General features: G+C 73.3%; 26 protein-coding genes and 2 pseudogenes. 11 read left to right on the top strand and 17 right to left on the bottom strand.

Features of this window, described 5'->3' with window-relative positions; genetic code table 11:
- The first annotated feature begins 92 nt into the window (after positions 1–92).
- On the top strand, positions 93–1,340 hold the full coding sequence (locus AFB00_RS06630; RefSeq protein WP_068796503.1) for an EAL domain-containing protein: 1,248 nt from the start codon (positions 93–95) through the stop codon (positions 1,338–1,340).
- On the opposite strand, the gene AFB00_RS06635 is transcribed toward AFB00_RS06630, so the two are convergent.
- Together AFB00_RS06635 and AFB00_RS35470 are read right to left on the bottom strand one after the other, a co-directional pair.
- Entirely contained in the window at positions 1,306–2,133 is an 828-nt protein-coding gene (locus tag AFB00_RS06635; RefSeq protein WP_442965847.1) for a bifunctional allantoicase/(S)-ureidoglycine aminohydrolase, read from the bottom strand. The two genes, AFB00_RS06630 and AFB00_RS06635, sit on opposite strands and share 35 nt — an antisense overlap.
- A gap of 13 nt (positions 2,134–2,146) precedes the next feature.
- The gene (locus tag AFB00_RS35470; RefSeq protein ID WP_257785250.1) at positions 2,147–2,275 is read right to left on the bottom strand and encodes a hypothetical protein; all 129 of its coding nucleotides are present in this window, start codon (positions 2,273–2,275) and stop codon (positions 2,147–2,149) included.
- Here AFB00_RS35470 and AFB00_RS06640 point away from each other — a divergent pair.
- Together AFB00_RS06640 and AFB00_RS06645 are read left to right on the top strand one after the other, a co-directional pair.
- Positions 2,264–3,799, top strand: coding sequence for an ATP-dependent DNA ligase (locus AFB00_RS06640; protein WP_068796505.1), 1,536 nt, complete (start codon positions 2,264–2,266; stop codon positions 3,797–3,799). The genes AFB00_RS35470 and AFB00_RS06640 overlap by 12 nt on opposite strands.
- Before the next feature lie 48 nt (positions 3,800–3,847).
- Positions 3,848–5,294, top strand: a pseudogene (locus AFB00_RS06645) (GuaB1 family IMP dehydrogenase-related protein).
- 48 nt (positions 5,295–5,342) lie between these two features.
- On the opposite strand, the gene AFB00_RS06650 reads toward AFB00_RS06645, so the two are convergent.
- Both AFB00_RS06650 and AFB00_RS06655 read right to left on the bottom strand, forming a co-directional pair.
- Positions 5,343–6,623, bottom strand: a complete 1,281-nt coding sequence (locus AFB00_RS06650) for a PhoH family protein (RefSeq protein ID WP_083275981.1) — start codon at positions 6,621–6,623, stop codon at positions 5,343–5,345.
- A 458-nt stretch (positions 6,624–7,081) separates the two neighbouring features.
- The gene (locus AFB00_RS06655) at positions 7,082–8,338 is read right to left on the bottom strand and encodes a DUF885 domain-containing protein (protein ID WP_156819417.1); all 1,257 of its coding nucleotides are present in this window, start codon (positions 8,336–8,338) and stop codon (positions 7,082–7,084) included.
- A gap of 311 nt (positions 8,339–8,649) precedes the next feature.
- On the opposite strand from AFB00_RS06655, the gene AFB00_RS06660 reads away from it, so the two are divergent.
- Together AFB00_RS06660 and AFB00_RS06665 are read left to right on the top strand one after the other, a co-directional pair.
- On the top strand, positions 8,650–9,039 hold the full coding sequence (locus AFB00_RS06660; protein WP_068796508.1) for a hypothetical protein: 390 nt from the start codon (positions 8,650–8,652) through the stop codon (positions 9,037–9,039).
- Between the two features lie 1,668 nt (positions 9,040–10,707).
- Positions 10,708–11,121 carry a hypothetical protein gene (locus tag AFB00_RS06665; protein ID WP_068796509.1) on the top strand — a complete coding sequence of 138 codons (414 nt, stop codon included), beginning with the start codon at positions 10,708–10,710 and terminating at the stop codon, positions 11,119–11,121.
- Positions 11,122–11,247: 126 nt separating this feature from the next.
- Here AFB00_RS06665 and AFB00_RS06670 read toward each other — a convergent pair whose 3' ends face one another.
- The gene (locus AFB00_RS06670) at positions 11,248–12,018 is read right to left on the bottom strand and encodes an isoprenyl transferase (protein ID WP_068796510.1); all 771 of its coding nucleotides are present in this window, start codon (positions 12,016–12,018) and stop codon (positions 11,248–11,250) included.
- A gap of 110 nt (positions 12,019–12,128) precedes the next feature.
- Here AFB00_RS06670 and trhA point away from each other — a divergent pair, with 110 nt between their 5' ends.
- Complete coding sequence (trhA, locus tag AFB00_RS06675) at positions 12,129–12,800, top strand: PAQR family membrane homeostasis protein TrhA (RefSeq protein ID WP_068796511.1); 672 nt, start codon at positions 12,129–12,131, stop codon at positions 12,798–12,800.
- Between the two features lie 11 nt (positions 12,801–12,811).
- Here trhA and AFB00_RS06680 read toward each other — a convergent pair whose 3' ends face one another.
- From AFB00_RS06680 to mca, 3 genes are all read right to left on the bottom strand, one after another.
- On the bottom strand, positions 12,812–13,369 hold the full coding sequence (locus tag AFB00_RS06680) for a hypothetical protein (RefSeq protein WP_068800063.1): 558 nt from the start codon (positions 13,367–13,369) through the stop codon (positions 12,812–12,814).
- A 326-nt stretch (positions 13,370–13,695) separates the two neighbouring features.
- Positions 13,696–14,181 carry a hypothetical protein gene (locus AFB00_RS06685; protein ID WP_068796512.1) on the bottom strand — a complete coding sequence of 162 codons (486 nt, stop codon included), beginning with the start codon at positions 14,179–14,181 and terminating at the stop codon, positions 13,696–13,698.
- Positions 14,182–14,252: 71 nt separating this feature from the next.
- Positions 14,253–15,140: a mycothiol conjugate amidase Mca gene (gene mca / locus AFB00_RS06690; protein WP_231974256.1), complete on the bottom strand. Its 888-nt coding sequence runs from the start codon at positions 15,138–15,140 to the stop codon at positions 14,253–14,255.
- Between the two features lie 523 nt (positions 15,141–15,663).
- On the opposite strand from mca, the gene greA reads away from it, so the two are divergent.
- Positions 15,664–16,149, top strand: coding sequence for a transcription elongation factor GreA (greA, locus tag AFB00_RS06695; RefSeq protein WP_068800065.1), 486 nt, complete (start codon positions 15,664–15,666; stop codon positions 16,147–16,149).
- Positions 16,150–16,209: 60 nt separating this feature from the next.
- On the opposite strand, the gene ilvA is transcribed toward greA, so the two are convergent.
- On the bottom strand, positions 16,210–17,448 hold the full coding sequence (gene ilvA / locus AFB00_RS06700) for a threonine ammonia-lyase (protein ID WP_068796513.1): 1,239 nt from the start codon (positions 17,446–17,448) through the stop codon (positions 16,210–16,212).
- A gap of 96 nt (positions 17,449–17,544) precedes the next feature.
- Between ilvA and AFB00_RS06705 the strand changes: the two genes are divergently transcribed.
- Both AFB00_RS06705 and AFB00_RS31485 read left to right on the top strand, forming a co-directional pair.
- Positions 17,545–17,757: a hypothetical protein gene (locus AFB00_RS06705; RefSeq protein ID WP_068796514.1), complete on the top strand. Its 213-nt coding sequence runs from the start codon at positions 17,545–17,547 to the stop codon at positions 17,755–17,757.
- 46 nt (positions 17,758–17,803) lie between these two features.
- Positions 17,804–18,701, top strand: a pseudogene (locus AFB00_RS31485) (IS5 family transposase).
- Between the two features lie 112 nt (positions 18,702–18,813).
- Here AFB00_RS31485 and AFB00_RS06720 read toward each other — a convergent pair.
- Genes AFB00_RS06720 through AFB00_RS06730 form a run of 3 tightly spaced genes read right to left on the bottom strand, consistent with a single transcriptional unit; the run spans position 18,814 to position 21,825 of the window.
- On the bottom strand, positions 18,814–19,959 hold the full coding sequence (locus AFB00_RS06720; protein ID WP_068796515.1) for a cystathionine gamma-synthase: 1,146 nt from the start codon (positions 19,957–19,959) through the stop codon (positions 18,814–18,816).
- A 29-nt stretch (positions 19,960–19,988) separates the two neighbouring features.
- Positions 19,989–21,356, bottom strand: a complete 1,368-nt coding sequence (locus AFB00_RS06725; protein ID WP_068796516.1) for a cystathionine beta-synthase — start codon at positions 21,354–21,356, stop codon at positions 19,989–19,991.
- Between the two features lie 19 nt (positions 21,357–21,375).
- On the bottom strand, positions 21,376–21,825 hold the full coding sequence (locus AFB00_RS06730; protein WP_068796517.1) for a pyridoxamine 5'-phosphate oxidase family protein: 450 nt from the start codon (positions 21,823–21,825) through the stop codon (positions 21,376–21,378).
- 110 nt (positions 21,826–21,935) lie between these two features.
- Between AFB00_RS06730 and AFB00_RS06735 the strand changes: the two genes are divergently transcribed.
- Positions 21,936–23,156, top strand: a complete 1,221-nt coding sequence (locus AFB00_RS06735; RefSeq protein WP_068796518.1) for an acetyl-CoA C-acetyltransferase — start codon at positions 21,936–21,938, stop codon at positions 23,154–23,156.
- A gap of 24 nt (positions 23,157–23,180) precedes the next feature.
- Here AFB00_RS06735 and AFB00_RS06740 read toward each other — a convergent pair whose 3' ends face one another.
- From AFB00_RS06740 to AFB00_RS33020, 4 genes are all read right to left on the bottom strand, one after another.
- Complete coding sequence (locus tag AFB00_RS06740) at positions 23,181–23,627, bottom strand: hypothetical protein (protein WP_068796519.1); 447 nt, start codon at positions 23,625–23,627, stop codon at positions 23,181–23,183.
- A gap of 158 nt (positions 23,628–23,785) precedes the next feature.
- A complete protein-coding gene (locus tag AFB00_RS06745) occupies positions 23,786–24,586 on the bottom strand; it encodes a Bax inhibitor-1/YccA family protein (protein ID WP_068796520.1) in 801 nt (266 codons plus the stop codon).
- Positions 24,587–24,742: 156 nt separating this feature from the next.
- On the bottom strand, positions 24,743–25,036 hold the full coding sequence (locus tag AFB00_RS06750; RefSeq protein ID WP_068796521.1) for a hypothetical protein: 294 nt from the start codon (positions 25,034–25,036) through the stop codon (positions 24,743–24,745).
- 128 nt (positions 25,037–25,164) lie between these two features.
- Positions 25,165–25,455 carry a hypothetical protein gene (locus AFB00_RS33020; RefSeq protein WP_156819419.1) on the bottom strand — a complete coding sequence of 97 codons (291 nt, stop codon included), beginning with the start codon at positions 25,453–25,455 and terminating at the stop codon, positions 25,165–25,167.
- 196 nt (positions 25,456–25,651) lie between these two features.
- On the opposite strand from AFB00_RS33020, the gene AFB00_RS06755 reads away from it, so the two are divergent.
- Entirely contained in the window at positions 25,652–25,894 is a 243-nt protein-coding gene (locus tag AFB00_RS06755) for a DUF397 domain-containing protein (RefSeq protein ID WP_068796522.1), read from the top strand.
- A 4-nt stretch (positions 25,895–25,898) separates the two neighbouring features.
- Here the strand turns inward: AFB00_RS06755 and AFB00_RS06760 are convergent, their stop codons facing one another.
- A complete protein-coding gene (locus AFB00_RS06760) occupies positions 25,899–26,951 on the bottom strand; it encodes an NAD(P)H-dependent flavin oxidoreductase (protein ID WP_231974258.1) in 1,053 nt (350 codons plus the stop codon).
- Positions 26,952–26,979 lie beyond the last annotated feature (28 nt).

The following is a 26,979-nucleotide window of genomic DNA, read 5'->3' on the forward strand; positions in this document are numbered from 1 at the left end:
ATCCGCTGTTCACCTGCAGGTACCCGGACGGCCCCCTTCATGTGACACGGTGTGATCAACTCTCCGATCGCGCCCCCGGATGGACCCGTCGCATGCCCGACCAGCGTTTCGCCTACGAACCGGTGCACGACCTGCGCAGCGGTCGCTTCGCCGGGGTCGAGGTCGTGCCGCGGCACGCGCACGAGGCGGTCGCGGTGCAGGCACGCGACCGTGGGTGGGGCCTCCGCCAGATCGCCGAGCTGGACGCGGGGACGGCGCTGTCCGCCGTCGTCTCCGCCCGGTCCGGCGGCGGCGTCGTACCGATCCAGGTCGACGTCGCCGCGGACACCGTGGTGTACGCCAGGGACCGGCTGCGGTCCCTGCTCGACGGCAGCGGCGCGGTGGCGCCGCTGCTGGAGGTCGGTCCGCCGATCGCCGCGGCGGTGTCGCCCGAGCACCTGGTCCCCGCACTGGCGGAGCTGCGCCGGTGGGGCTTCCGGATCGGGCTGGACGGTGCCGCCCGCGGGTTCGGTCCCGAGGTGCTGGCCGCCGTCCGGCCGGACGTGGTGAAGCTCGAACCGGACCTGGCCGACGGGCTGCTCGACACCGGGACCGGGGCCGCGGTGCGCGCGGTGCTGGAGGTCGCGCGCTCGGTGGGCGTGCCGGTCGCCGTCACCGGCGTGCGCGATCCGGGCCGGCTCACCGGGCTGTACGCGTGCGGCGCCGTCTTCGCCCAGGGCCCGCTGCTCGGCGGCGCCCGTCCGCTGCCCGAACCCGACCCGGCCACCATGCCCGAGCTGGTGTCCCTGCTGCGCGCGACACCGGTCGCGCCGCGTGGCGGCCCGGCCCCGGCGGCGCCGGCGCCCACCGGGCCCCCGGCGCCGCGGGCCCCGGCCGGTCCGCCGGTGCGCGGGCTGTCCACCCCCGCCGTGACGGTCGGGGCGGACGTGACCGGGGAGACCGCCAGGGAGGCCCTGCGCGAGCAGCCCGACTCCGCGGGCATCGTGCTGCTCGACGGGATGCACCGGCCGATCGGCTACCTCGACCGCAGCCGGTTCCTGCTCGCCCTGACCGGCAAGTTCGGCCACGCGCTCTGGGCGGACAAGCCCGTGCGGTCGCTGGCCGACCCGCCGCGCACGGTCGACGAGCGGACCCCGCTGTCCCGGGCGCTGGAGCTGAGCCTCTCCGGCGACCCCGCCCGCGGGTACGACGACCTCGTCGTCGTCGCGCCGGACGGGACCTGCCGCGGGGTGGTGGCGGTCGCCGAGCTGTGGCGCCAGGCGATCCTGCCCGGCAGTCCGCGGCGCCCGGCCGCGGACCGGCCGGCTACAGCGGCGGACTCAGCGGCACGTGCCGGTTGACGTCCTTGTAGAGCAGGTACCGGAATCGGCCGGGGCCACCCGCATAGCAGGCCTGCGGGCAGAAGGCGCGCAGCCAGAGGAAGTCGCCCTCCTGCACCTCGACCCAGTCCTCGTTCAGCCGGTAGACCGCCTTGCCCTCCAGGATGTAGAGCCCGTGCTCCATCACGTGGGTCTCGGCGAACGGGATGGCGGCGCCGGGCTCGAAGGTCACGATGTTGACGTGCATGTCGTGCCGCAGGTCGGCCGGGTCGACGAACCGGGTGGTGCTCCAGCGGCCCTCGGTGCCCGGCATCGCGACCGGCTCGACCTCGGCGTCGCTGGAGACGAACGCGTCCGGCACGTCGACGCCGTCGATCCGGGCGTAGCGCTTGCGGATCCAGTGGAAGTGCACCGGCTCGGTGTCGTCCGGGTTGCGCACCGTCCACTCCTGCCCCGGGGGCAGGTAGGCGTAGCCGCCGGCGGTGAGCCGGTGCTCGGCGCCGGTGATGCGCAGGGTCAGCGTCCCCGCCGTCACGAACAGCACGGCCTGGGCCTGCGGATCGCTCTCCGGGCGGTCGCTCCCGCCGCCCGGCGCGATCTCGACCATGTACTGGGCGAAGGTCTCGGCGAACCCGGACAGCGGCCGGGCCAGCACCCACAGCCGGGTGGACTCCCAGAACGGGAGCGAGCTGGTCACGATGTCGGAGTTGGTCCCGCGGGGGATGACGGCGTACGCGGTCCGGAACATCGCGCGGTCGGTGAGCAGCTGCGTCTGCGGCGGCAGGCCACCGGCGGGGCGGTAGTAGTTCGGCACGGCGCTCCTGACCTCATTTCGCATCACGGAATGCTTCTTCCGCTGTCGTGGACAGTGAACGGTGCGACGCCGCGACCGTCAAGGGTTCGCCGGCGCGCGGGATGTCGGGGTCCGCTGCTTTCATGACGTCGTGCTGTTCCACGACGTCGTCGCCACCTCCGCCGCGGTGGGTGCGACCCGCGCCCGCGGGGAGAAGACCACCGCGCTGGCGGAGCTGCTGCGCGCCGCGGCGCCGGCCGAAGTCGTGCCGGTGGTCGCCTGGCTGTCCGGGGTGCCGCGGCAGGGCCGGATCGGCACCGGCTGGCGGACGCTCTCGGCGGTGCGGGCACCGGCCGCCGCGGAGCCGGGGCTCGACGTGGCCCGGGTCGACTCCCTGCTCGACGAGCTGGCCGGCACCGCCGGGGCGGGCTCGGCCGGGCGGCGGCGGGACCTGCTCACCGAGCTGTACGGCGCCGCCACCGCCGACGAGCAGCGGTTCCTGCACCGGCTGCTCACCGGCGAGCTGCGGCAGGGGGCGCTGGAGGGCCTGATGGTCGACGCCGTGGCCGTCGCGTCCGGGGCCGGCCAGGCCGCGGTCCGCCGGGCCTTCATGCTCTCCGGGCGCCTGCCCGAGACGGCGGCGACCGCGCTCGGCGGCGGCGCGGAAGCGCTCGCCGGTGTCGGGCTGGAGGTCGGGCGCCCGGTGCGCCCGATGCTGGCCTCCCCCGGCGACTCGCTCGACGCGGCGCTCGCCGCGCTCGGCCCCGGCGTCGTGGTCGAGCACAAGCTCGACGGCGCCCGGATCCAGGTGCACCGCCGGGGCGACGAGGTGCGGGTGTGGACCCGCACGCTGCGCGAGATCACCGACGGCGTCCCGGAGCTGGTCGAGCTGGCGCGGGACCTGCCGTGCGAGACCGCGGTGCTGGACGGGGAGACCCTCGCCCTCGACGACGACGGCCGCCCCCGGCCGTTCCAGGACACGATGAGCCGCTTCGGCTCCGACACCGAGGACCCGGGGGTGCTGCTCAGCCCGTTCTTCTTCGACCTGCTCCACCTCGACGGGCGCGACCTCGTCGACGAGCCGCTCGCCACCCGGCTCGACGTGCTCGCCGGTCTGCTCGCCGCCGGCCGGCACGCGTCGGTCCGGATGCCCGGTGCGCGGCGGCCGTCGGCGACCGAGGCGGCAGCGGTGCTCGACACGGCGCTCGGGATCGGCCACGAGGGCGTCGTCGTCAAGGATCTCGCCGCGCCGTACGCGGCGGGTCGGCGCGGGAAGGCCTGGCAGAAGGTGAAGCCGGTGCACACCCTCGATCTCGTGGTCCTCGGTGCCGAGTGGGGGTACGGCCGGCGGACCGGGTCGCTGTCCAACATCCATCTCGGTGCCCGCGACCCCGAGGGCGGGGCCCCGGTGATGATCGGCAAGACGTTCAAGGGCATGACCGACGAGCTGCTGGCCTGGCAGACCGCGACCTTCCCGCAGCACGCCGATCCGGAGCGTCCCGAGGAGCCGGGGGTCGTGCACCTGCGCCCGGAGCTGGTCGTCGAGATCGCGGTGGACGGCGCGCAGCGCAGCAGCCGGTACCCGGGCGGGGTCGCGCTGCGCTTCGCACGGGTGCTCCGCTACCGCCCGGACAAGACGCCGGAGGAGGCCGACACCCTCGACGCGGTGCGCGCGCTGCTGCCCTGACCTGGGCGGCAGCACGATCACGCCCCGAGCGGGTACAGTCCCGTCATCGTGCGCTTCCTCGACGACCGCTCGCCGGACCACGACCTCACCTACGACGACGTCTTCCTCGTCCCGCGCCGGTCCCCGGTCGCCTCCCGGTTCGACGTCGACCTCACCACCCCGGACCGCACCGGTGCCACGGTCCCCGTGGTGGCGGCGAACATGACGGCCGTCGCGGGTCGCCGGATGGCCGAGACGCTGGCCCGCCGTGGCGGGCTGACCGTCCTGCCGCAGGACGTCGCCACCGACGCCGTCGCCGGGATCGTGTCCTGGCTCAAGTCCCGGCACCCGGTGTGGGACACCCCGCTGGTTCTCACCGGCTCCGACGCGGTCGCGGACGCGCTGAACCTGCTGCCGAAGCGGGCGCACGACGCCGTCGTGGTCGTCGACGACGGCGGCCGCCCGGTCGGCACGGTGAGCGAGGCCGGCTGCGCCGGGGTGGACCGGTTCACCCGGCTCTCCGACGTCCTCGATCCCGATCCGCTGACGCTGCCGGTGGACACCACGCCGCGCGAGGTGTTCGAGCAGCTCGACTCCCACCGCGCCCGGGTCGCACTCGGCCTGGACTCCCACGGGCGGTTGACCGGCCTGCTCACCCCGCTCGGCGCGATCCGGGCCGGGATCTACTCCCCCGCGCTCGACGCCGCCGGGCGCCTGCGCACCGCCGCCGCGATCGGCATCAACGGTGACGTCGCGGTGAAGGCGAAGGCCCTGCTCGACGCCGGGGTCGACGTCCTCGTGGTCGACACCGCACACGGGCACCAGGAGAAGATGCTCGACGCGCTCGCCGCGGTCCGCCGGGTGGTGACCGAGTCCGGGTCGGCCGTGCCGATCGCCGCCGGCAACGTGGTGACGGCGGACGGCGTCGCGGACCTGGTGGACGCGGGGGCCGACATCGTCAAGGTCGGCGTCGGGCCCGGCGCGATGTGCACGACCCGGATGATGACCGGCGTCGGGCGCCCGCAGTTCTCCGCGGTCGCCGAGTGCGCGGCCGCGGCGCACGAACGCGGTGCCGTGGTCTGGGCGGACGGCGGCGTCCGCCACCCCCGGGACGTCGCGCTCGCCCTCCGCGGCCGGTGCGGCCTCGGTGATGATCGGATCCTGGCTGGCCGGGACCTACGAGTCGCCGGGCGACCTGCTGCGTGACGAGCAGGGCCGCGCCTACAAGGAGTCGTTCGGCATGGCGTCCAAGCGCGCGGTGGGCGCCCGGACCCGTGGCGACAACGCCTTCGACCGGGCCCGCAAGTCCCTGTTCGAGGAGGGCATCTCCTCGTCGAAGCAGCGCCTGGACCCGGAGCGTCCCGGGGTCGAGGACCTGCTCGACGAGATCTGCTCCGGGGTCCGGTCTGCCGCCACCTACACCGGCGCCCGCACCCTCACCGAGCTGCACGAACGCGCGCTGGTCGGGGTGCAGACGACGGCCGGCTTCACCGAGGGCACCCCGCACGGCGGCTGAGCGCCCACCGGTGGCCCCGCGGTGTGCGGGGCCACCGGCGAGCCCGGGCTACGCGGAGGGGCCCTCCAGCATCTCGGTGACCAGGGCCGCGATCGGCGACCGCTCGCTGCGGGTCAGCGTGACGTGCGCGAACAACGGGTGCCCCTTCAGCTTCTCGATCACCGCGTTGACGCCGTCGTGCCGCCCGACCCGCAGGTTGTCGCGCTGCGCGACGTCGTGGGTCAGGACGATGCGCGACGCCGTCCCCAGCCGGGACAGCACCGTCAGCAGCACGTTGCGCTCCAGTGACTGCGCCTCGTCGACGATGACGAACGTGTCGTGCAGCGACCGGCCCCGAATGTGGGTCAGCGGCAGGACCTCCAGCATGCCCCGGGCGATCACCTCGTCGATGACGTCCTGGCTGACCAGGGCGCCCAGGGTGTCGAAGACCGCCTGCGCCCAGGGCTGCATCTTCTCGCTCTCGCTGCCCGGCAGGTACCCGAGGTCCTGCCCGCCGACGGCGTAGAGCGGCCGGAACACCACGATCTTGCGGTGCTGGCGGCGTTCCAGCACCGCCTCCAGCCCGGCGCACAACGCCAGCGCGGACTTGCCGGTGCCGGCCCGGCCGCCGAGCGAGACGATCCCGACCTCGTTGTCACCCAGCAGGTCGAGCGCGATCCGCTGCTCGGCCGAGCGTCCGTGCAGGCCGAAGACCTCCCGGTCGCCGCGGACCAGCTTGATCCGCTTGTCCGCGGTCACCCGGCCCAGCGCGTTCGACGCCCCGGTCAGCCGCAACCCGGTGTTGCAGGGCAGGTCCCGCGCCGCGTCGTGGTCGATGACGCCGTCGCGGAACAGCGCGTCGACGTCCTGCGGCGCGACCTCCAGGTCCGTCATCCCCGTCCAGCCGGAGAACAGCACGTCCTGGCCGTGGTACTCGTCGGCGTCCAGGCCGACCGCGGCCGCCTTGACCCGCAGCGGCATGTCCTTGGTGACCAGCGTGACCTCGTCCGGCGCCGCCGGATCGGCCTTCAGGTTCAGCGCGCACGCGAGGATCCGCGAGTCGTTGGAATCCGTGCGGAACCCGGCCGGGAGGACCGTCGGATCGGAGTGGTTCAGCTCGACGTGCAGGGTCCCGCCCTTCTCCCCGACCGGGATCGGGGCGTCGAGCCTGCCGTGGCGCACCCGCATCTCGTCGAGCTGACGCAACGCGGTCCGGGCGAACCAGCCGAGTTCGGGGTGGTGACGCTTCGCCTCCAGCTCGGAGATCACGACCAGCGGCAGTACGACCTGGTGCTCGTCGAAGCGGAGCAACGACCACGGGTCGGACAGCAGGACGGACGTGTCGAGCACGTAGCAGCGGGTGGTACCTGCCGGAGCGTCCCCGACGGTCCCCGTGGAGGAGGACGGGTCGGTGAGGGCGGGACGACGATCGGTCACGGGTGCTCCCTCGCAGGCGCGGCACCGCACCTGCTCTGCGTCGGGCCGGCCGGTCCTGATGCGGGACGCGACGACATCGGAGGACCGTGGCGGTCCTCCGGCCGGCACGCCCGCAAGGGCCGGGTGCCGGCCCTCTCGGGTGCGTTCGACACCACGTTCAGGGCCTCCCGGACGAGCCGCATCGGGTACGGCCCGTCGAGACCGAACGCTACTAGTGGTCACCCTCGTGCGGTCAATAGCAACTCTCCGGTGAGCGGTCGAGAAGAACACCGATGGAAGAGTCGTAACCTGCCGTTCATCGTGCTGTCGCTACCGTCCGCCGTTGCGAGCGGTCGGCGTTCACCAACGGCTGCGCGCCATTCGTCGGAACGTCAGTACGGCGAACGGAGCAGTTCCGCGCTCGGAGACGGGTCCGGATCCCCGTGACCGCGCTCCGCACCGGCACCCTCGGTGACGAGGTCCGCGGGCAGCACGGGCGCGTCCAGCAGCACGCCGAGCCCGGTCACCGCTCCGCGCGGATAACCGGCCAGCCAGTCGCGCACCAGTGGCGCACCCTCGGCGTAGGTCACCGGGTACCCGCGCCACTGCGGATGGTCGAGGAACGCCAGCATCCGGCGCGCCCGGTGCTCCCCCACGAGCAACCACCGGCCCAGGTACGCGACGACCTCGTCCGGACCGGCACCGTCGACGTGGCGCAGCAGCGCGGCGTCCTGACGCACCCGGCCGAGCAGGTCCAGTTCGCGCTCGATCCGCTCGGCCGGCTCCCCGTCGATCCGGACCCCCGCGCCGGCCAGCACCTCCTGCGCCACGGCCCCCCAGCCCGGACCGGGGACGACCGACACCGCGGCCTCGGCCGCGCCCTCGGCGATCACCCCCTGCGGACTGTGCACGAGCCGCAGCCCCAGTTCCGGCACCCGGTCCGCCGCCGCCTCGGCCCGGCAGTACTGGGTGTGGTGTCCCGGATAGGTCTCGTGCGCGAGGAGCGGCAGCAGCGCACCACCGCGGACCCGGGCCGCGGTGGAGACGGCGACCCGGCTGCGGAACCCGCCCCGGTAGCGGGTGAAGGCCGTCCACGGACGGTCCCCGACGATCTCCACGTCCAGGTGTTCGTCGCGGGGCAGTCCGATCACCTCCCGGGTCCGCCGGCGCAGCTCGGCCGTCACCGCCGTCACCGCCGGGCCGAGCCGGTCGGGCGCGACGACGTCGGCCTCCCGGTAGGCGCGCATCCGCGCCGCCAGCGGTCCGCGGCCGGGCAGCAGCTCGCGGAGCCGGTCGTGGACGGCGGCGTACCCGTCGGTGCCGGTCCGCCGCGGGACGACGCCGAACGTCTCCCGGACCTCGTCCAGGTAGCCGGGCCGGTCGCCGGCCAGTGTCCGGGCCTGCCGGAGCAGGGCGCCCTGCAGCGCGGCGAGGTAGCGCCGCCGGGCCGGCGGGAGCCCGGACCCGGTCGTCTCCCGGCCCAGCCGGGTCGCCACCGCGACGAGGTCCTGCGGGTCCGCCAGGGGTTCCGCCCCGACCCGCCGGGCGAGCGCCCGGTCCGGGACGGGGCCGTCGAGCAGCCCGGGACGGAGCCGGTCCAGCCGCACGGCGAGCTCCGCCGTCGCCGCCAGCAACCGTCCGGAGGTCATGGCCGGAGCGTAGGCGGGCCGGGCCGGAACGACGTGCACTGCCGTCGGGTACGCGTCCGTTCGGAGGTAGGCGACCACTCTCGGTCACCACTACCGCCGGGTACGACCAGGGTCCCCGGCTCCCGGAATTCACCGATCGAGGGAGTATCCGAACCTAAAGTAATAGGATCCCCCGATCGGGTTGGTGGATTTGTGGGAGTGGATTCGGACCGATAGATTCTTCCTCAGTCGACACGGGCTCCCCCACTTGTCAGCGTGTCGACAGGCGTGAGACCCGCTCGACGGGCTCAAAGACTAAACTGGAGAAAACTGTGCTGAAGAAGGCTGGAATCGTGGTTGCGGCGTCGGCTGCGTCCCTGCTTGCCGTCAGCCCGCTCGCTTTCGCCGGCGAGAAGGGTGACGACCACGGCCACAAGGGTGGGCACCACCACGGCGCCGAGAACGCCATCGACAAGGACGCCAAGGGCCTCATCGCCGGCCTGAACGGCAACAACGTCAACGTGCCGGTCCAGGCCTGCAACAACAACATCCCGGTCAACGTCCTGGGTGTGCAGGTTCCGGTCGAGGACGCGTCCGCCCTCAACGGTGTCACCGGTGCCCTGGGCATCCTGGGCGACGCCAAGGCCAAGTCCGGCGACTCGGTCACCGACCAGTCCGACGCCTGCGGCCAGGAGGCCGGCGCCGGCGACTCGATCGGCTGATCATCGCCTGAACGCCGAAAATGCCCCGGAGCTCACGCTCCGGGGCATTTTTGCGTTTGCGGTCGCCCACGCATCGTGTGCGGCGGGAGCCGATTCGAGACGTTCGGACCCGTTCGAGTTCCGCCGCATCGTCCGGCCCGCCGCCGTATCACCATTTTGAGCACTGAGCGTAGTCATCTTCCGGAGAGGTCGCCCTTCCGGGCGGCGCCCGCGCCCGATCGGTCCGGTGGGGTTCCCGTACCGCGAGCGGGCCACGGCACCGGGACGTGCGCACCGGTCCCGGCTCGTCCGGCGCCCTGCCGGGCCGGGCCCGATCCGGAGTTACGGGCCGACCCCGCGAAGCCGTCCGTGCACCGGAGCGACGAGTCCCGCCCGAGGCGCCGCGCCCGCGCATCCGCTGCCGGACCCACGACGCACACCAGCCCGGTGTCTCGCCGGCGCGCCGGGCGCGACACGTCGCAGCGGGGCACGCCCACGCCCGGCAGTGCGACAGCAGCGGCGAACCAGCACCGACTCGCCCCGTGCCCCGTGGCCCGTGGCCCGTGGACGCTCACGCATCACGGAGACGCTCACGGAATCGGGTGAGCGCGAAGCGGTCTCGTGAGCGCGGGCGGTCTCGCCCGCCGGGACGCCGCACGTGGGATGGGTGTGCGGGAATCCGTGCCGAAGTGCGGCGGGACGGGTCACCGGGGCGCACGGTGGCGGCCCGCGACGACTCCGCGCGCCCCTGGCCGGTCGGCGCACCTCCGCCCGGTGTGCCGCACTCGCGACCCGTGCCGCACTCGCGACCCGTGCCGCCGTCCAGCCGGGCGCGCCGGGGGGCGGACCGCGGACGGTCCGAGCGCCGTCGGACCGGTCCCGGAACGGCGCCACCGCGCGCCGGAGGACGGTGCGGGACACCGATCGGGCTGCACCGGAGGATCCCGTGGGCCGTGGCGGCGCCCACCGAGCACCACCTCCCGCACCGAGCAGTGGCGCCCGCACCACGTACCGGCAGCCGCACCCGTCCAGGACACGTGCGGACCCCGCAGATCCGTGCGGCGAGCGAACATCGGTCGCGAAGGGCAACACCTCTGCCCGCCCGGACGCGGCATCGGTCGGGCAGCCGTCGTTGACCGTGCGCCGTCCGGCACCGGCGCGGTCCGCACCCGGACCGGCGGCTGGCGGGACGGGCGTCGATCCGGTGCCCCCGGCCGTGCCCCGCGGGCCGCCGCCGATCGCCCTGGTTGCGACGAATGATGTTGTGCCCCAACAGATATCGCTCGACAGACGCCCTGGATCCGGGCCCTGGCCACCACGTCGGCGCCCGGGAGCGCCGCCGGTTCCGGCGCGGACCGCACCCACCGGCCGGAGCCGGGCGGCGGGCACTCCACCGCCGATCGACCGAGCCGCGTTGCGCCGTGCCCCGCAACGGCGACACGCCCGGACGCCACCTCGCGTCGCCCCCCGTTCCGGGGACGTTCCCGCAGGTACACGAATGGATCGGTGCGGCCGCAGAAAAAATACGGAGGGTCAGATTGTCGGGGGCTGTAGGCCTCCGTTAGATTGACGCTCAGTCGACGCGGGCTCCCCGGTTCGAGCGTCGACAGGTACTGAGGGTGGCGCGGCTGATCCGTGCAAGCTCTCTGACTCAACAGGAGACAGACTGTGCTGAAGAAGGCTGGAATCGTGGTTGCGGCTGGCGCCGCGTCGCTCGTCGCGCTGAGCCCGCTGGCGTTCGCCGGTGAGAAGGCGGAGAACAGCTACAACGAGACGAAGACCTCGTACGACCTCGACAAGACGTCGGGCAGCTACAACGACGTGCAGAAGGGCCACAACGGCGAGAACGTCGCCGACAAGTCGGCCAACGGCCTGCTGAACATCTCGGGCAACAACCTCAACGTCTCGCCGCAGACCTGCGTCGGTGGCCCGGCGGCCAACGGCAACAGCCTGCTCGGTGGCGCCCTGGGTCTGTTCTCCGAGGACACCGAGGCCACGCACAAGTCGGGCTCGGACAACAGCGTTGACTGCACCAACGCCTCGGACAACGGCGACGACCTGTCGCAGGACGCCGACGGCCAGAAGGCCAAGGACCACAAGTAAGTCCTGCGCCTCGCGCACACCGAGAGGGCCCCGGGGGATCTCCCCCGGGGCCCTCTTCGTTGTTCCGGATACCTTCGGAAACGCCGTTAACGAGCGAGCGCCCCGAAGGTTACGGTCGAAATCAGATCAGCCGCCGTAACGTCGGTGCCGTGCGCCGAAATCGCGCAGTGCTCGCAGAAAGTCGACGCGCCGGAACTTCGGCCAGTAGGCCTCGCAGAACCAGAACTCCGAGTGCGCCGACTGCCAGAGCAGGAACCCCGACAGTCGCTGCTCCCCGCTCGTCCGGATGACGAGGTCCGGGTCCGGCTGGCCGGACGTGTAGAGGTGCGCGGCGATGTGGTCGACGTCGAGGGTCTCGGCGATCTCCTCGATCGACCGGCCGGCCTCGGCCTGGGTCAGCAACATCTTGCGGACCGCGTCCGCGATCTCCTGCCGCCCGCCGTAGCCGACGGCGACGTTCAGCTGCAGACCGCCCCGGCCGCTGGTACGTGCGACGGCCGCCGTCAGCCGGTCCGCCAGCGTCTTGGGCAGCAGCTCCATGGCACCGACCACCCGCAGCCGCCACGGGCACTCCGGGCCGGACAGGTCGTCAACGACACCACCGATGATCTCCAGCAGGTCGCGGAGCTCGTCCGGCGAGCGGGTGTCGAGGTTGTCGGTGGACAGCAGGAACACCGTCACCACCTGGACCCCGGCCTCGGAGCACCAGCCGAGCATCTCGGCGATCTTCGCGCCACCGGCACGGTGCCCCTCGGCCGGGTCGTCGAGTCCGGCCTCCCGGGCCCAGCGACGGTTCCCGTCGAGGATCAGGGCGACGTGCTTCGGACTCTCCGCTCCGGCGAGCTGGCGCAGGATCCTGCGCTCGTACACCGTGTAGAGCAGGTCTCGAACGGCCACGTACGGAGCCTAGTGCCCCGCCCGAGAACGTTCCGCACCGAACGGGTCGGTGCCTGTGGTCTTCGTCCGCCTCCGCGCACCCGGGTCCCGGGACGACGTAACGTCGTGTCATGTCCACGGCGAGCGTCATCGATCCCGCGCCGGTCAAGCCCCGGATGCGCGGATGGCTGCACCTCTGGAGCCTGGTCGGCTCCGTGTTCGCCTGCGTGACGCTGATCGTCCTCGCCGCCGCCCTGGTCGGCGCACCCGCCGCCGCGGCGACCGCCGTCTACACCGCCACCACCTTCGGCCTGTTCGGCGTCAGCGCCCTCTACCACCGGCGCACCTGGGCCGATCCGGCCCACCGGCGCCTGATGAAGCGCCTCGACCACTCGATGATCTTCCTGTTCATCGCGGGCACCTACACCCCGGTCTCGGTGCTCGCACTGCCGGCCGGGACCGCGACCTGGGTGCTGACCGTGGTCTGGGCCGGTGCGCTCGCCGGCGTCGCCCTGAAGCTGGCGTGGCCGACGGCGCCGGCCTGGGTGGGCGTCCCGATCTACATCGCGCTGGGCTGGGTGGCCGTGTTCGTCCTGCCGGGCCTGCTCGACGGCGGTGGCGTCGCGGCGCTCGTCCTGCTGCTGGCCGGTGGGGCGCTCTACACCGCGGGGGCCGTCGTCTACGCGCTGCGCCGTCCGGACCCGTGGCCTGCGACGTTCGGCTACCACGAGTTCTTCCACGCGGCGACCGTGCTCGCCTGGGCCTGCCACCACGTCGCCATCTGGCTGGTCCTGCTGCGCTGAACGACGGCGCCTCAGCCCGGGCCCTGGGAGCGCAGGTCCTCGACCCGGGTGAGGGCGGACCGGAGTTCGCTCAGCCAGTCGTCGGCGTGCCGGCCGACCAGCCGCACCGACCAGGCCAGTGCATCCGACCGGGAACGGGCGACACCGGCGTCGACCAGGGTGTCGAGCACGGCACGCTCGGGCTGGCGCAGCCGCGTCATGACCGGGACCGAGAGCGTCGTGAACATCTCCCGGGTGCCACCGAGGCGCACACCCCACGCCACCTTCCGGCCGTACCGCGCCTCGGCCTGCCGCGCGATCTCCATCCGCTGCTCGCGGGTGTCCTCCCGGTACCGGGAGATCCGCCCCGCCTCCGCCGCGGCCGCGTCGGCCCGGCCGGCGTCGGTGTCGTCGTGGGTCTCCTCCAGCGGCGGGAGCTCCCCGACGACGACGATCTCGTCCCGGTCGACGGTCACCTCGGGCGCCCCGGTGAACCAGGCGTCGGGCAGCCGGCCGGAGAACCATGCCGCGGCGTCGTCCGCCGGGGGCGGGTCGGCCTGCTGCCCACCCCGGCCACGTCCTCGTCCGATCATCATCACGCACCTCCGAGTCGGTTGATTACATGATTACAGCGTAATCAACGAACTCGCCATAGGCCGGTCGGGCGGAGCGGGCCGACGGGCACGCCGCGCTGCCGGTCGCCGGGTGACGGGCACGGCCCGGACCGGCGCAGGCCGAGGCGACCCGGCACGAGCACGCCCGGAACGGCACGGCCCGGCGGGACGACGCCCGCCGCGACGCCGGACGGACGGACAGGCAGACGTGCGTGACTCCCGCGGCGGGAGACGACCGGACGGGCAGCCGTCAGAAACGCCGAGTCGGCTCGGGTACGCGTGCCGTCACCCGAGGGCAGAGGTCAGGAGCGCGCGGAACCGCTCCCCGTACCCGCGCCATCGCCCGGGGCAGCGGTCCGGGGGGCCGCGGAGTCCGCAGCCACGGAGCCCGGAGCGGTGCCGGCAGCGCCGGCACCGGGCGCCGTGGACTCCGGCACCGAGGAACCCGGCACTGACGAACCCGGCACGCTGGAACCCGGCACCGTGGACTCCGGCACCGTGGTTCCGGACATCTCGGAGCCCGGCACAGCGGCGTCCGGCGCGCCGGTACCCGGACCGGCGGCGGCCGGCCCGGAGTCCTCGAACGACTCCGGGAGCCGGGTGATCCGCTTGCTCATGTTCCGGACGAGCAGCACGGTGGCGAGCAGCAGCACCAGGACGATCGCGAGCCCCACCGGAGCCGCGTTGCCCCACTCGGGGAGCTGCCCGGGCGGCGGGCGGTCCTGTGCCGGGACCAGGAGACCCGTGGCCACCTGTTGCACGACCGCCGTCGCCTGGTAGATCAGCACCGCCGAACGCCTCCGAACTCGTGACCGCACACCCGGGCCGCCGGACGGCCCGGGTACAGGTTACCGCCGGATCAGCCGGCCTTCCGCTGTGCGTCGGCCCGCTCGCCGCGGTCGAAGGCGAGCCCCGCGAACAGGTCGTCCTCCGGTGTCGTCGTCTCGACGAGGGAGTGCACCAGCTCGTAGTCCTCGGTGGGCCACACCCGGGCCTGGACCTCGAGCGGGGTGAAGAAGAACCGGCTGGTCGGGTCGATCTGCGTGGCGTGCGCGCGCAGCGCGTCGTCCCGGCGGCCGAACCAGTCCGCGCAGGGGACCTTGGTGGTGACCCGGGTGCCCGGGTCGGGCCGGTCGGACGTCCAGTTCGCCAGCCACTCGCTGTACGGCGACTCCTCACCCGTCTCGAGGATGGCCTGGTGGAAGGCCTCCAGGCGCTCCTTCGAGAAGCCGTGGCCGTAGTACAGCTTCGACGGCTGCCACGGCGCCCCCGCACCCGGGAACCGGGCCGGGTCCCCGGCGGCCTCCCAGGCCGCCATCGAGATCACGTGCGTGCGGATGTGGTCGGGGTGCGGGTACCCGCCGTTCTCGTCGTAGGTGACGATGACGTGCGGACGGAACGAGCGGATCACGCGGACGAGCGCCTCGGTCTGCTCCTCCACGTCGCCGGTGGCGAAACAGCCCTCGGGCAGCGGGGGCTTCGGGTCCCCCTCGGGCAGCCCCGAGTCGACGTAGCCGAGCCACACGTGCTGCACACCGAGGATCTCCGCGGCACGCGCCATCTCCGCGTTGCGGACGGCGGTCATGTTCTCCAGCACGTCCGGCCGGTCCATGGCCGGGTTGAGGATGCTGCCGCGCTCCCCGCCGGTGCAGGTCACGACCATGACGTCGTGCCCCTCGTCCGCGTACCGCGCCGTGGTGGCCGCGCCCTTGGACGACTCGTCGTCCGGGTGTGCGTGCACCGTCATCAGCCGCGGACGCTCTTCCGGAGTGAGTACGGATTCGGTGTGGCTCATCGGGTCGTGTTCCTCCACGGTCACCGGGCTCGGGGCCCACGCACCGGGCGCGCGGGCGGCGAGATCGTGCTGGGAACGATCCTGGCAGAGGACACCGACAGGAATCGTTCCGAGCGGGTTGCAACGCGGGGTCCAACACCGTCGCGGGCCCCGCTGTTCCCGCCCGCCCGCGACGCCCCGCCGGAGCACGACGGACGGTTCCGGCGTTCTTCCGTTACTCTTCCGACACCCTGCCGCAGGCCCTTTCACCCGCGAAAACGCCGCACTCGGGAACTCCGGCACACCGTCGTCCGTTCATCGAACGGCTGCGACGAGCGGTGCACACCGTGCTAAGCTGATTTCCACACGGCCCGCCCGCGGGTCGTGTTTTTCCTTACTCGGGGCGTGCCGTTGGACCAGTGCCACCCCCGTGTGCCCCGCCTGACGTGAGCGTCCGGCGGCACCACGCCCTGTTTTCCTGGAGGAGTTGATGACGGTGACGGACACCCAGGCCACCTGGCTGACCCAGGACGCCTACGACCGGCTGAAGTCCGAGCTGGACGGGTTGATCGAGAACCGGCCCGTCATCGCCGCCGAGATCAACGCTCGGCGCGAGGAGGGTGACCTCAAGGAGAACGGCGGCTACCACGCCGCCCGTGAGGAGCAGGGCCAGCAGGAGGCCCGCATCCGCCAGCTCCAGGAGCTGCTGCGGACCGCCCAGGTCGGCACCGCCCCGAGCAGCGCCGACGAGGCGACCCCGGGCACCGTCCTCACCATCAAGTACGACGACGACGACACCGAGAAGGTGCTGCTCGGCTCCCGCGAGGAGGGCAGCCACGGCGACCTGCAGGTGATCTCCCCGAACTCCCCGCTGGGCGCGGCGCTGCTGGGCGCGAAGCCCGGCGACACCCGCGAGTACCAGCTGCCCGACGGCGGGAGCATGAAGGTCAGCCTCGTCGAGATCGAGGCCTTCACCAGCTGACTCCACACGTTCCAGGGCGGGCCCGGCCGATCGGCCGGGTCCGCCCTCGCGTGTGGCGGGTCAGGACGGCGCGGTCACCGCGTGCCCGGCCTCCCGCAGCGCCGCGACGATCGTGTCCCGGTGCTCCGGGCCGCGCGTCTCCAGGCTCAGCTCGACGTCGACCTCCCCCACCGGGAGCGCGCCGCCGATCCGGGAGTGCGCGACGTCGGTCACGTTCCCGCCGAGCGTCCCGACCCGGGCCAGGAGTTCCGCGAGCGCACCGGGCCGGTCCGGGATCTGCACGTGCAGGGTCAGGTAGCGCGACGAGCCGACCAGACCGTGCCGGATGACCTGCAGCATCACCAGCGGGTCGACGTTGCCACCGGACAGCACGGCGACCACCGGGCCCGGGAAGCGGTCGGGCGTCTCCATCAGCGCGGCGACCGGAGCGGCCCCGGCCGGTTCCACGACCAGCTTCGCCCGTTCCAGGCAGTGCACCAGCGCGCCGGACAGCGCGTCCTCCCCGACCGTGACGAGATCGTCGATCAGGCCGGCCACCTGCGGATAGGTCACGTCCCCCGGGCGGCCCACCGCGATGCCGTCGGCCATCGTCCGCATGCCACCGAGCGGCAGCGGGCGCCCGGCCGCCAGCGACGACGGCCACGCCGCCGCGCCCGCCGCCTGGACCCCCACGATCCGGGTGTCCGGCCGGTGCTCTCGCAGCACCGCGGCGATCCCGCCCAGCAGTCCGCCGCCGCCCGCGGAGACGAGCACCGTCCCGGCCTCGGGTGCCTGTTCGAGGATCTCGCAGCCGACCGTCCCCTGCCCCGCGATGATGTCCGGGTGGTCGAAGGGGTGCACGAACACCGCACCCGACCGCTCCGCCGCCGCGACCGCGTGGCCGACGGCCTCGTCGACCGTCTCCCCGGCCAGGACGACCTCGGCCCCGTAACCGCGGGTCGCGTCGACCTTGGGCAGCGCGGCACGCTCCGGCATGAAGACCGTCGCTCGCACCCCGAGCAACCGGGCCGCGAGCGCGACCCCCTGGGCATGATTGCCCGCAGAGGCGGCGATCACGCCCGCGGCGCGCTCACCGGCACTCAGCCGGGCGATCCGGGTGTAGGCGCCGCGGATCTTGAACGAGCCGGTCCGCTGCAGGTTCTCGCACTTCAGGCGGACATCGGTACCCGCGAGCGCGGACAGTGCCCTGGCCCCGACGACCGGGGTGGTGCGCACCACCCCGGTCAGGAGCTCGCGGGCGGAGTACACGTCGGCGGCGGTGACCGGCGGGATGACGGCGGCGTCCGGTGGGGCGACCATGCGGGCAGTCTCGCACCTGCGCCGGTAACCTCGTTGGTGTCTCACCGGGCGTGATTTCCCCGTCGCTGCGCGTCCGGTGTCGGGAGGGACACGCTCATGACCCGGCTGCGCACCACCGCGCCCCTGCTGCTCGCCGCAGGCCTCACTGCGCTGGCCGTGGCGACCGTGCGCGACGCCGGCTGCGACGACCCGGGGCACTACGAGCACCGCACCGACGGCACCTGGTCACTGGTCGGCGGGTGCGTCGACCCGGACGACCTGGTCCTCCCGCCCCCCGCGGTCCCCGACCAGGACCAGTCCCGCAGCTAGGGCGTGTCTCCCAGATAGGCGGACCGGGGTGCGCGATGCTTGATCGGTGCCGCGTACCGCTGTCCTGACTGATGCCCAGTGGGCCCGTCTGGCGCCGCTGTTGCCCTCCTCCGAGGGTCGTCGCGGGCGCCCGTTCCGCGATGACCGCCGGGTGATCGAGGGGATCATCTACCGGTATCGGTGCGGGCTTCCCTGGCGCGACGTCCCAGCCGAGTTCGGGCCGTGGCAGACGTTGTGGAAGCGGCACCGCCGCTACAGCGGCGACGGCACCTGGGACCACATCCTGGCTGCTCTTCTGGTCGAGGCCGACGCCGCCGAGGTGCTCGGGTGGGCGGTCAGCGTGGACTCCACGATCATCCGTGCCCACCAGCACGCCGCGACCCTCAAGCGCGACACAGGGGGCCGGATCGAACTACACGAATCTGCTCGCCGAACCAGCAGATCACGCGCTGGGACGGTCCCGCGGAGGGCTGTCGACGAAGATCCACCAGCTCGTTGACGGGCACGGCCGCCCGCTGGTGGTCCTCCTCGGCCCCGGCCAGGGCGGCGACTCGCCAATGTTTCCGCACCTGATGGCGCACCTGAGCATCGCCCGACCGGGCCCGGGACGACCCCGGACCCGGCCTGAACGCGTGCGCGCGGACAAGGCCTACTCCTCACGCGCGATCCGCCGGCACCTGCGCGAGCGCCGGATCATCGCTGTCATTCCGGAGCCCTCTGACCAGCAGGGACACCGCAAACGACGGGGCTCACGCGGTGGCCGACCGCCCGCATTCGATCCGGTCGACTACCGAAACCGCAACGTCGTCGAGCGCGGGTTCTGCCACGTCAAGCAGTGGCGCGGGCTGGCCACCCGTTACGACAAGCTCGCCCTGACCTTCCGCGGCGGCGCCGTCCTGAAGGCAATCGTCACCTGGCTCCGCGCATTGGGAGACACACCCTAGGCCCCGCCCCTCCCCCGCCCGGTTGCACTCATGGAGCTTCGGCCTCGTGTGACCGGGCCGAAGCTCCATGAGTGCAACGTGGGGCGGGTGCAGGTGGTGCGGCGGGAGGGCGTCAGCGGGCGGTGTCCAGGGCGGTGCGCAGGTCGTCGAGGAGGTCCTCGGCGTCCTCGATGCCGACGGACAGGCGCACCAGGTTGTCCGGGACCTCCAGCATGGAACCCGCGGTGGACGCGTGCGTCATCTGGCCCGGGTGCTCGATCAGCGACTCGACCCCGCCGAGGGACTCGGCGAGGGTGAACAGCCTCGTCCCGGCGCAGATCCGCAGCGCGGCGTCGCGGCCCCCGGCGGCGAGGAAGGACACCATCCCGCCGAACCGGCGCATCTGCTTCGCGGCGGCCTCGTGGCCGGGGTGCTCGGGCAGGCCCGGGTAGAGCACCTGCGACACCGCCGGGTGGGCCTGCAGCATCTCCACGACCCGCTCGGCGTTGTCGCAGTGCCGCTCCATGCGCACGGCCAGCGTCTTCGCCCCGCGCAGCGTCAGCCAGGCGTCGAACGGGCCGGGCACCGAGCCGACCGAGTTCTGGGTGAACGAGATGCGCTCGGCGAGCTCGTCGTCGTCGGTGACCAGGGCGCCGCCGACGACGTCGGAGTGCCCGCCGACGTACTTCGTCGTCGAGTGCACGACGACGTCGGCGCCCAGCGCCAGCGGAGTCTGCAGGTACGGCGAGGCGAACGTGTTGTCCACGACCAGCCGGGCATCGGCCTCCCTGGCGACTCCGGCCAGGCCCGCGATGTCGGCGATGCCGAGCAGCGGGTTGGTCGGGGTCTCCGACCAGATCACCTTCGTCGTCGGGCGGATCGCGGCCCGGGTCGCGTCGAGGTCACCCAGGTCGACCGGGGTGTGCTCGACGCCGAACCCGGAGAGCACCTTGTCCACCAGGCGGAAGGTGCCGCCGTAGGCGTCGTGCGGGATGACCAGGTGGTCCCCCGGCCGCAGCAGGATCCGCAGGAGGGTGTCCGTCGCCCCCATGCCGGAGCCGAACGCGCGGGCGTGCCGTCCGCCCTCCAGCGCGGCCAGGCATTCCTCCCACACGGTCCGGGTCGGGTTGGCGCTGCGCGAGTACTCGTACCCGCCGCGGGTCCCGCCGACGCCGTCCTGGGCGTAGGTCGAGCTCGTGTGGATGGAGGTCGTGACGGCGCCCGTTGTCGGGTCCGGTTCCTGACCGGCGTGGATGGCGCGCGTGGAGAAGCCCTGCATGCCCGCGGAGGCTACTCCCGCGCTCCGGGTCACCCGTTGCCGAGGAAGGCGATGACGTCGGACCGGGTGACGACGCCCGCCGGCTTGCCGTCCTCGAGCACCAGCGCCGCGTCCGCCTTGGCGAACGCCTCCATCGCATCCTGCAGCGACTCCCCCGCCCCGAGTGTCGGCAGCGGCGGTGACATGTGGTCCTCCAGCCGGTCGGCCAGCTCGGCCCGGCCGGTGAACAGCGCGTCGAGCAGGTCCCGCTCGACGACCGAGCCGGCCACCTCGGCCGCCATCACCGGCGGCTCGGCGTTCACCACGGGCATCTGGGACACACCGAACTCGCGCAGGTAGAGCGCCGCGTCAGCGACCGTCTCGTTCGGGTGGGCGTGCACCAGAGCGGGCATCGACCCGTCCTTGCGGCGCAGCACGTCACCGATGGTGGCGCCCTGCGACGGCGGCAGGAAGCCGTAGCTCGCCATCCAGCTGTCGTTGAACACCTTGCCCAGGTAGCCACGACCGCCGTCCGGGAGCAGCACGACGACCACCGCGTCCGCCGGCAGCGTCGCGGCCACCCGCAGCGCCGCCACGGCCGCCATCCCGCAGGAGCCGCCGACGAGCAGCGCCTCCTCCCGGGCGAGGCGCCGCGTCATGTGGAACGAGTCACCGTCGGACACGGCGACGATCTCGTCGCAGACGCTGCGGTCGTAGGTGGTCGGCCAGAAGTCCTCGCCGACACCCTCGACCAGGTACGGACGCCCGGTGCCGCCGGAGTAGACCGAGCCCTCCGGGTCCGCGCCGATGATCCGCACGGCGCCGCCGGAGACCTCCTTGAGGTAGCGCCCGATGCCCGAGATGGTGCCGCCGGTGCCGATGCCCGCGACGAAGTGCGTGATCTTCCCGTCGGTCTGCTCCCAGATCTCCGGTCCGGTCGAGTGGTAGTGCGACTCGGGGTTCGCCGGGTTGGCGTACTGGTTCGGCTTCCAGGCGCCGTCGATCTCGGAGACCAGGCGGTCGGAGGTGCGGTAGTAGGAGTCCGGGTGGTCGGGGGCCACCGCCGTCGGGCAGACGACGACCTCGGCCCCGTAGGCCTTGAGCACGTTGCGCTTGTCCTCGCCGACCTTGTCCGGGCAGACGAACACGCACCGGTAGCCCCTGCGCTGCGCGACCATCGCCAGCCCGACCCCGGTGTTGCCCGACGTCGGCTCGACGATCGTGCCGCCGGGACGCAGCTCACCGGAGGCCTCGGCGGCCTCCACCATCCGCAGGGCGATCCGGTCCTTCACCGAGCCGCCGGGGTTCAGGTACTCGACCTTGGCGAGGACCGGCGGGGCGATGCCCTCCGCCGTCGCCCCCAGCCGGACGAGCGGTGTGTTCCCGACCAGGTCGACGACGTGTTCGACGTAGCGCATGCCCGCATCCTCGCACCGTTCACTCCCGCTCGACCGACCGCAGCCCCGACCCGGGTGACCACCACCGGACGACGAGGCGGTTGCGGGCCTCGTTCACCCCCGTCCACACGACCTCGCCGAGCTCGGCCTGGAACCCGTCACCGGGGATCGAGCCGGCCAGCGGGCCGGTCCAGACCGCGCGCCCGGACACCTTCAGGTCGCCGTCCCCCATGGCCCCGCCGGACTGGTCGGCCGGCGCGGCGTGCAGCGCGAACCGGGGATCGCGGCGCAGGTCGGCCCCCTTGCGCGAGCCCGGCATCGAGCCGAAGGCGAGCTCGCCGCCGTCGAGCACGATCTCGAGGCCGGAGACGCGCGGCGACCCGTCCGCCCGCAGGGTCGCGATCACCAGAGCCACCCCGCGGCCCAGGATCCGCTCGGCCAGACCCGCGAACTCGGGCTCGGCGGCCCGGAACTCTCCCCACGACGTCATGTGCGCAGCATGCCCGCCGCCTCCGACAGTTTCGTCACGTCCCGCACTCCGCCGGGTTACCGCTGAGTACCCTCGGAATCGGACACACCCTGCGATGGAGGAGGACGTCGATGCCCGAAGCCGTGATCGTCGCCGCGGCCCGGTCCCCGATCGGCCGTGCGAACAAGGGTTCCCTGGCCGGGATGCGCCCGGACGACCTGACCGTGCAGATGGTGCGTGCCGCGCTCGACCAGGTCCCCGCCCTGGACCCGGGCGAGATCGACGACCTGATGCTCGGCTGCGGCCTGCCCGGCGGTGAGCAGGGCAACAACATGGCCCGGATCGTCGCCGTGCAGCTCGGCTACGACGCGCTCCCCGGCACGACGATCACCCGGTACTGCTCGTCGTCGCTGCAGACCACCCGGATGGCGCTGCACGCGATCCGGGCCGGGGAGGGTGACGTGTTCGTCTCGGCCGGGGTCGAGACGGTGTCCCGGTTCTCCCGCGGCACCTCGGACTCCTGGCCGGACACGCACAACCCACTGTTCGCCGACGCCGAGGCCCGGACCAGGGCGACCGCCGAGTCCGGCGCCGGGTCCTGGACCGACCCGCGCGAGCAGGACCTGCTGCCGGACGCCTACATCGCGATGGGCCAGACCGCGGAGAACCTGGCCCGGGCCAAGGACGTGTCCCGGGAGGAGATGGACCGGTTCGCGGCGCAGTCGCAGAACCGGGCGGAGAAGGCCATCGCGGACGGCTTCTTCGAGCGCGAGATCACCCCGGTCACGCTGCCGGACGGCACGGTCGTCCGCACCGACGACGGCCCGCGCGCCGGCACCACCTACGACAAGCTCGCCGAGCTCAAGCCGGTCTTCCGCCCGGACGGCCGGATCACCGCGGGCAACGCCTGCCCGCTCAACGACGGTGCGGCCGCGCTGGTGGTCATGTCGGACATGAAGGCCGAGCAGCTGGGCATCACCCCGCTGGCGCGGGTCGTCTCCACCGGTGTCACCGGGCTCTCCCCGGAGATCATGGGCTACGGCCCGGTGGCCGCCTCGATCCAGGCGCTGGACCGGGCCGGGCTGACGATGGACGACATCGACCTGGTCGAGATCAACGAGGCGTTCGCGGCGCAGGTCCTCCCGAGCGCTCGTGACCTGGGCATCGACGAGGCGAAGCTGAACGTGCACGGCGGCGCGATCGCGCTGGGGCACCCGTTCGGCATGACCGGTGCCCGGATCACGACGACCCTGCTCAACGGCCTGCGCAGCACCGGCGGCCGGTACGGGCTGGAGACTATGTGCGTCGGCGGCGGGCAGGGTATGGCGATGGTGCTCGAGCGCCTGTCCTGACCCCTCCCGGGCCCGGGCCGTGGCTCACGCGACGGCCGGGCCCGGCGGGTCGATCCGGACCCCGGTCGCCTCCAGTGCGGCCTCGGTCCGGATCCGGGCGAGGGCCCGTCCCCGGTCGAGCGCACCGGCGACCCCGCCGTCCGCCACGAAGGCCCGCAGCGGCGGGTCCTCGACGCCGACCGCACGGCAGGTCGCCAGCAGGACCTCGTCGTAGGCGGCGAGCAGCGCGACGCGCTGGACCCAGGTGGTCGGCCGCGGGTCGCGCCGCATCCGCTCCAGCCGGCGCAGGTCGGCGACGAGCCGTTCGAGCGGCGGCCCGACCGGGGCCGGGGGCGCCGCCCTGCCGCGGCCCCGGCGCGCCCGGCGCACGACGCCCGGTAGCCGCCCCACCAGCCACACCAGTACCGCGGGACCCAACGCGATCGCCAGGAAGACGATGACCCCGGTGAGCACCGGGTCGTTCCCGGGCACCCGACGAACCTACGCCCGCCCGCGGTCGGCGGACAGCGCAATACGGCCCCGGACACGAGCACGCCGCGGACACCGGAGCGGTGTCCGCGGCGTGCCGGGCCGGAGGGGGCGTTTCCGGCCCACGTCCCGACCGGTCGGTCGGGTCGTCGGCTGCGACCTCAGTCGCCCTGGAAGTAGCTCAGCAGGCGGAAGATCTCGATGTAGAGCCAGACGATCGTGGTCATCAGGCCGAAGGCGATGTACCAGGAGTACTTCGCCGGCACGCCCGAGCGCACCGCGTTGTCCGCCGCGTCGAAGTCGAGCAGCAGGCTGAACGCCGCCACACCGATCACGACGAGGCTGAACAGGATGGCCCACGGGCCACCGTCGCGCAGGCCGAACCCGCCGTCGGTGAAGAAGCTCGCGACCAGGTTGCCCAGCATCAGGACGACGACACCGATCATCGCGCCCATGATCCACTTGGTGAACCTCGGCGTGACCTTCACGGCGCCGGTCTTGTAGATGACCAGCATGCCGAAGAACACCCCGGCGGTGCCCATGACGGCCTGCAGCGCGATCCCCGGGAACATCGAGGAGACGCCGCCGAGCGCGACACCCATCGCACCGGAGTACGTCAGCGTCAGCGGCGCACTGGGCTTCTGCTTGAAGATGACGATCAGCGACACGACGAGCCCGACGAGGAACGCCGGGAGCGCCAGGATCGCCAGACCCGACAGCATGGTCAGGGTGCCGGTCAGCAGCGCCAGACCGGCGCTGATCGCGGTCTTCTGGACGATGTCGTCGATCGTGATCGGGCGACCCGTCTCCTGGGTCGCCATGCTCGGGTCGACGGATGACGACTGGGCACCGGCGAACGCGGCTCCACCGCCCATCATGCCGCCGCCGGAGCGGTCGAACGTGGCGTAGCCGCCCTGCTGGGTGGGCAGGTTGCGGAACGCCGGGTTGCTCGTGGAGCGCACCTGGATCCTCCTCGACGGACGCGTGCGGGGCCGCCTTCGGCGAGCCCTCGCATCCGTGCAACGCGGGGAGCCCGCCGAGGGTTCCCCCTCGGTAAAAGAAAATTTACCGCCTGCCGCGCGGACCGCGACAGCCACCGCCCCCGACGAGTGCGGGGATCAGCGGGTGGGGCGTCCGAGCTGCGGCAGGCCACGGGTCTGCGGCAACGGCTCGTCGCGCACCACGGGGATCTCCGGCGTCGTGTCGTGCCGGTCCTGGGGTGTCTCGCCGCCGTCCGGGGTCGCGGCGTCGAGCGGGGCGTCACCACGCAGTTCGGACCGGATCAGGCCGGGCCAGCGCCACACCGAACGGCCGACGGCACCGACCATCCGACGGCCGGGGGGACTGAGCAGCACACCGGCCGCCAGCAGCACGACGAGCAACAGGACGACTCCGGAGCCCGGTGTCAACACGGGTCAACCTCCTCGTGACGAGGTGTCCGGCCGGGGGTGCCGGAACCTGCCTCCACGGTCCAACGAGCCCGTCGCCGCGGAGTCACGTGTGGCCGGCCGGTCGATCACCGGCGCGGTATCACCGCAGGTCAGGCGGTGAGCATCCGGCGCAGACCCCAGCCGCGGCGGCGGGACCGGCGGGGTTGCTCGACGGTCGCGGTGGGATCGAGCTCGGCGCACCGCGCGCAGGGCGCGCCATCCTCCTCCACCAGGGGTGCCGGCGACACCAGGTGACCGCAGAGTGCCTCGTATCGCCCGATATCGCACGCATGGGGTGCGCAGAGTTCCGAATCGATCACTTTGTGTGCACGATTGTCGAGAACCGACGTCAAGGTGAACACGTCGGGAACGTCCGCATCGGCACTCTGTCCGGCGGTCACGAGGACGACCGTCCGGACCCGTATCGGTGCGTCGACCGGCGCATCTTCGGGACTCCTTCGCGGTAGGCACCTCCATGGTCGGGGATGCCCATTGCGGATGCAAGTGCGAACGCACACTCGTTCTGTGACACTCCGCAATCAGACAGTGATCGCCGGACCGGTCCCGGCCGATCACCCCGACCCACCTGGAGGTCCCGTGAGCCACCCCAACGGCACCCGCGCCGCCGATCTCGGCCCCGTCACCTGGCGGCGTCCCGCCGGGGCGCACGCGGACGGCGAGAGCGTGGAGTTCGCCGTGCTGGACGACGGCCAGGTCGCCGTCCGCAACTCGGCCGACCCCGAGGGGCCGGTGCTCGTCTACACCCCGGCGGAGATCTCGGCGTTCGTCGACGGCGCCAAGAAGGGCGAGTTCGACGACATGGTCGGCGGGACGGACTGACCGCTCAGCCGGGCAGCAACCGGTCGGCCGTCCGCCACATCCGGTCCACGATCTCCCCGGCCGGCCCGGTCCCCGCGCGGGCGGCCGCCTGCCCGGCCCAGTGGTTCACCCGGTCGACGCCACCGGGTTCGCCGGCCCGGTACCGGCCGACGAGCATCCGCTGCTGCGGGTAGGGCGCCGGGGACGGCGCCCCCGGCCGGGCCCAGGCCCGCACGAAGTCGGTCGGGACGCCGCGGGCGAGCCGGCCGGAGTACGCCCGGGTGGTGACGGTGTCCTCGGGGGCGAGGCCGTCGAGGGCCGCCGACCAGCCGGCGTCGATCCCGGCCTCGGGGGTGCGCAGCAGCGCCGTCCCGACCTGCACCGCGCTCGCGCCGAGGGTCAGCGCGGCGGCGAGTGCCCGGCCGTCGGCGACGGCTCCGGCGGCCACGACCGGCACGGACACGGCATCGGCGATCCACGGCAGCAGCGCGAACAGCCCGACCGCGGTGTGCTCGGCCGCCGCCGGGTCGACGGTGCCGCGGTGTCCGCCGGCCTCCATGGCCTGTGCGACGACGACATCCGCCCCGGCCGCCTCGGCCGCGAGCGCGTCGGTCCGGGTGGACGCGGTGGCGAACCAGGCGACGCCCGCGTCGTGCACGGCCGCCACCTCATCCGGGGTCAGCAGGCCCATGATCGTCGACACCGCGGTCGGCCGGGCCGCGAGGACCGCGGCGAACTGCTCCGCGACGTCCGGGCCGGGGCCGGGCGGCGGCGCCGGTGTCCCGCCGAAACCGGCCAGGAACTCCTCGGCCGGGTCCGTGGACCGCCCGTCCGGCGGGTCCGGGACCCACAGGTTCAGCTGCAGCGGCGCCGGTCCGGCCAGCTCGCGGTAGCGACGCACCCACTCCGCGATCCGCTCCGGGGAGTCGTTCACGACCCCGGCCGCGCCCATGCCACCGGCCCCGGCGACGGCGGCGGCCAGTTCCGGCGGGCACGCGCCCGCCATCGGCGCCTCCAGCACCGGCACCGACATCCCGAACCGGGTGCCGAAGGTCCTCGCCCGTTCGCGCGCGTCCACGCCGTGGAGTGTGCACCGGACCCGGCTG

This window comes from Pseudonocardia sp. HH130630-07 (assembly GCF_001698125.1).
Classification (GTDB): Bacteria; Actinomycetota; Actinomycetes; order Mycobacteriales; family Pseudonocardiaceae; genus Pseudonocardia.

What these genes read in the sequence shown, in the direction of transcription:
- AFB00_RS06630 (WP_068796503.1), top strand. Translation starts at nt 93, where the DNA reads ATGCCCGACCAGCGTTTCGCCTACGAACCGGTGCACGACCTGCGCAGC.
- AFB00_RS06655 (WP_156819417.1), bottom strand. Translation starts at nt 8,338, where the DNA reads ATGACCTCCGGACGGTTGCTGGCGGCGACGGCGGAGCTCGCCGTGCGG.
- trhA (WP_068796511.1), top strand. Translation starts at nt 12,129, where the DNA reads ATGTCCACGGCGAGCGTCATCGATCCCGCGCCGGTCAAGCCCCGGATG.
- mca (WP_231974256.1), bottom strand. Translation starts at nt 15,140, where the DNA reads ATGACGGTGCACGCACACCCGGACGACGAGTCGTCCAAGGGCGCGGCC.
- ilvA (WP_068796513.1), bottom strand. Translation starts at nt 17,448, where the DNA reads ATGGTCGCCCCACCGGACGCCGCCGTCATCCCGCCGGTCACCGCCGCC.
- AFB00_RS06705 (WP_068796514.1), top strand. Translation starts at nt 17,545, where the DNA reads ATGACCCGGCTGCGCACCACCGCGCCCCTGCTGCTCGCCGCAGGCCTC.
- AFB00_RS06720 (WP_068796515.1), bottom strand. Translation starts at nt 19,959, where the DNA reads ATGCAGGGCTTCTCCACGCGCGCCATCCACGCCGGTCAGGAACCGGAC.
- AFB00_RS06725 (WP_068796516.1), bottom strand. Translation starts at nt 21,356, where the DNA reads ATGCGCTACGTCGAACACGTCGTCGACCTGGTCGGGAACACACCGCTC.
- AFB00_RS06730 (WP_068796517.1), bottom strand. Translation starts at nt 21,825, where the DNA reads ATGACGTCGTGGGGAGAGTTCCGGGCCGCCGAGCCCGAGTTCGCGGGT.
- AFB00_RS06735 (WP_068796518.1), top strand. Translation starts at nt 21,936, where the DNA reads ATGCCCGAAGCCGTGATCGTCGCCGCGGCCCGGTCCCCGATCGGCCGT.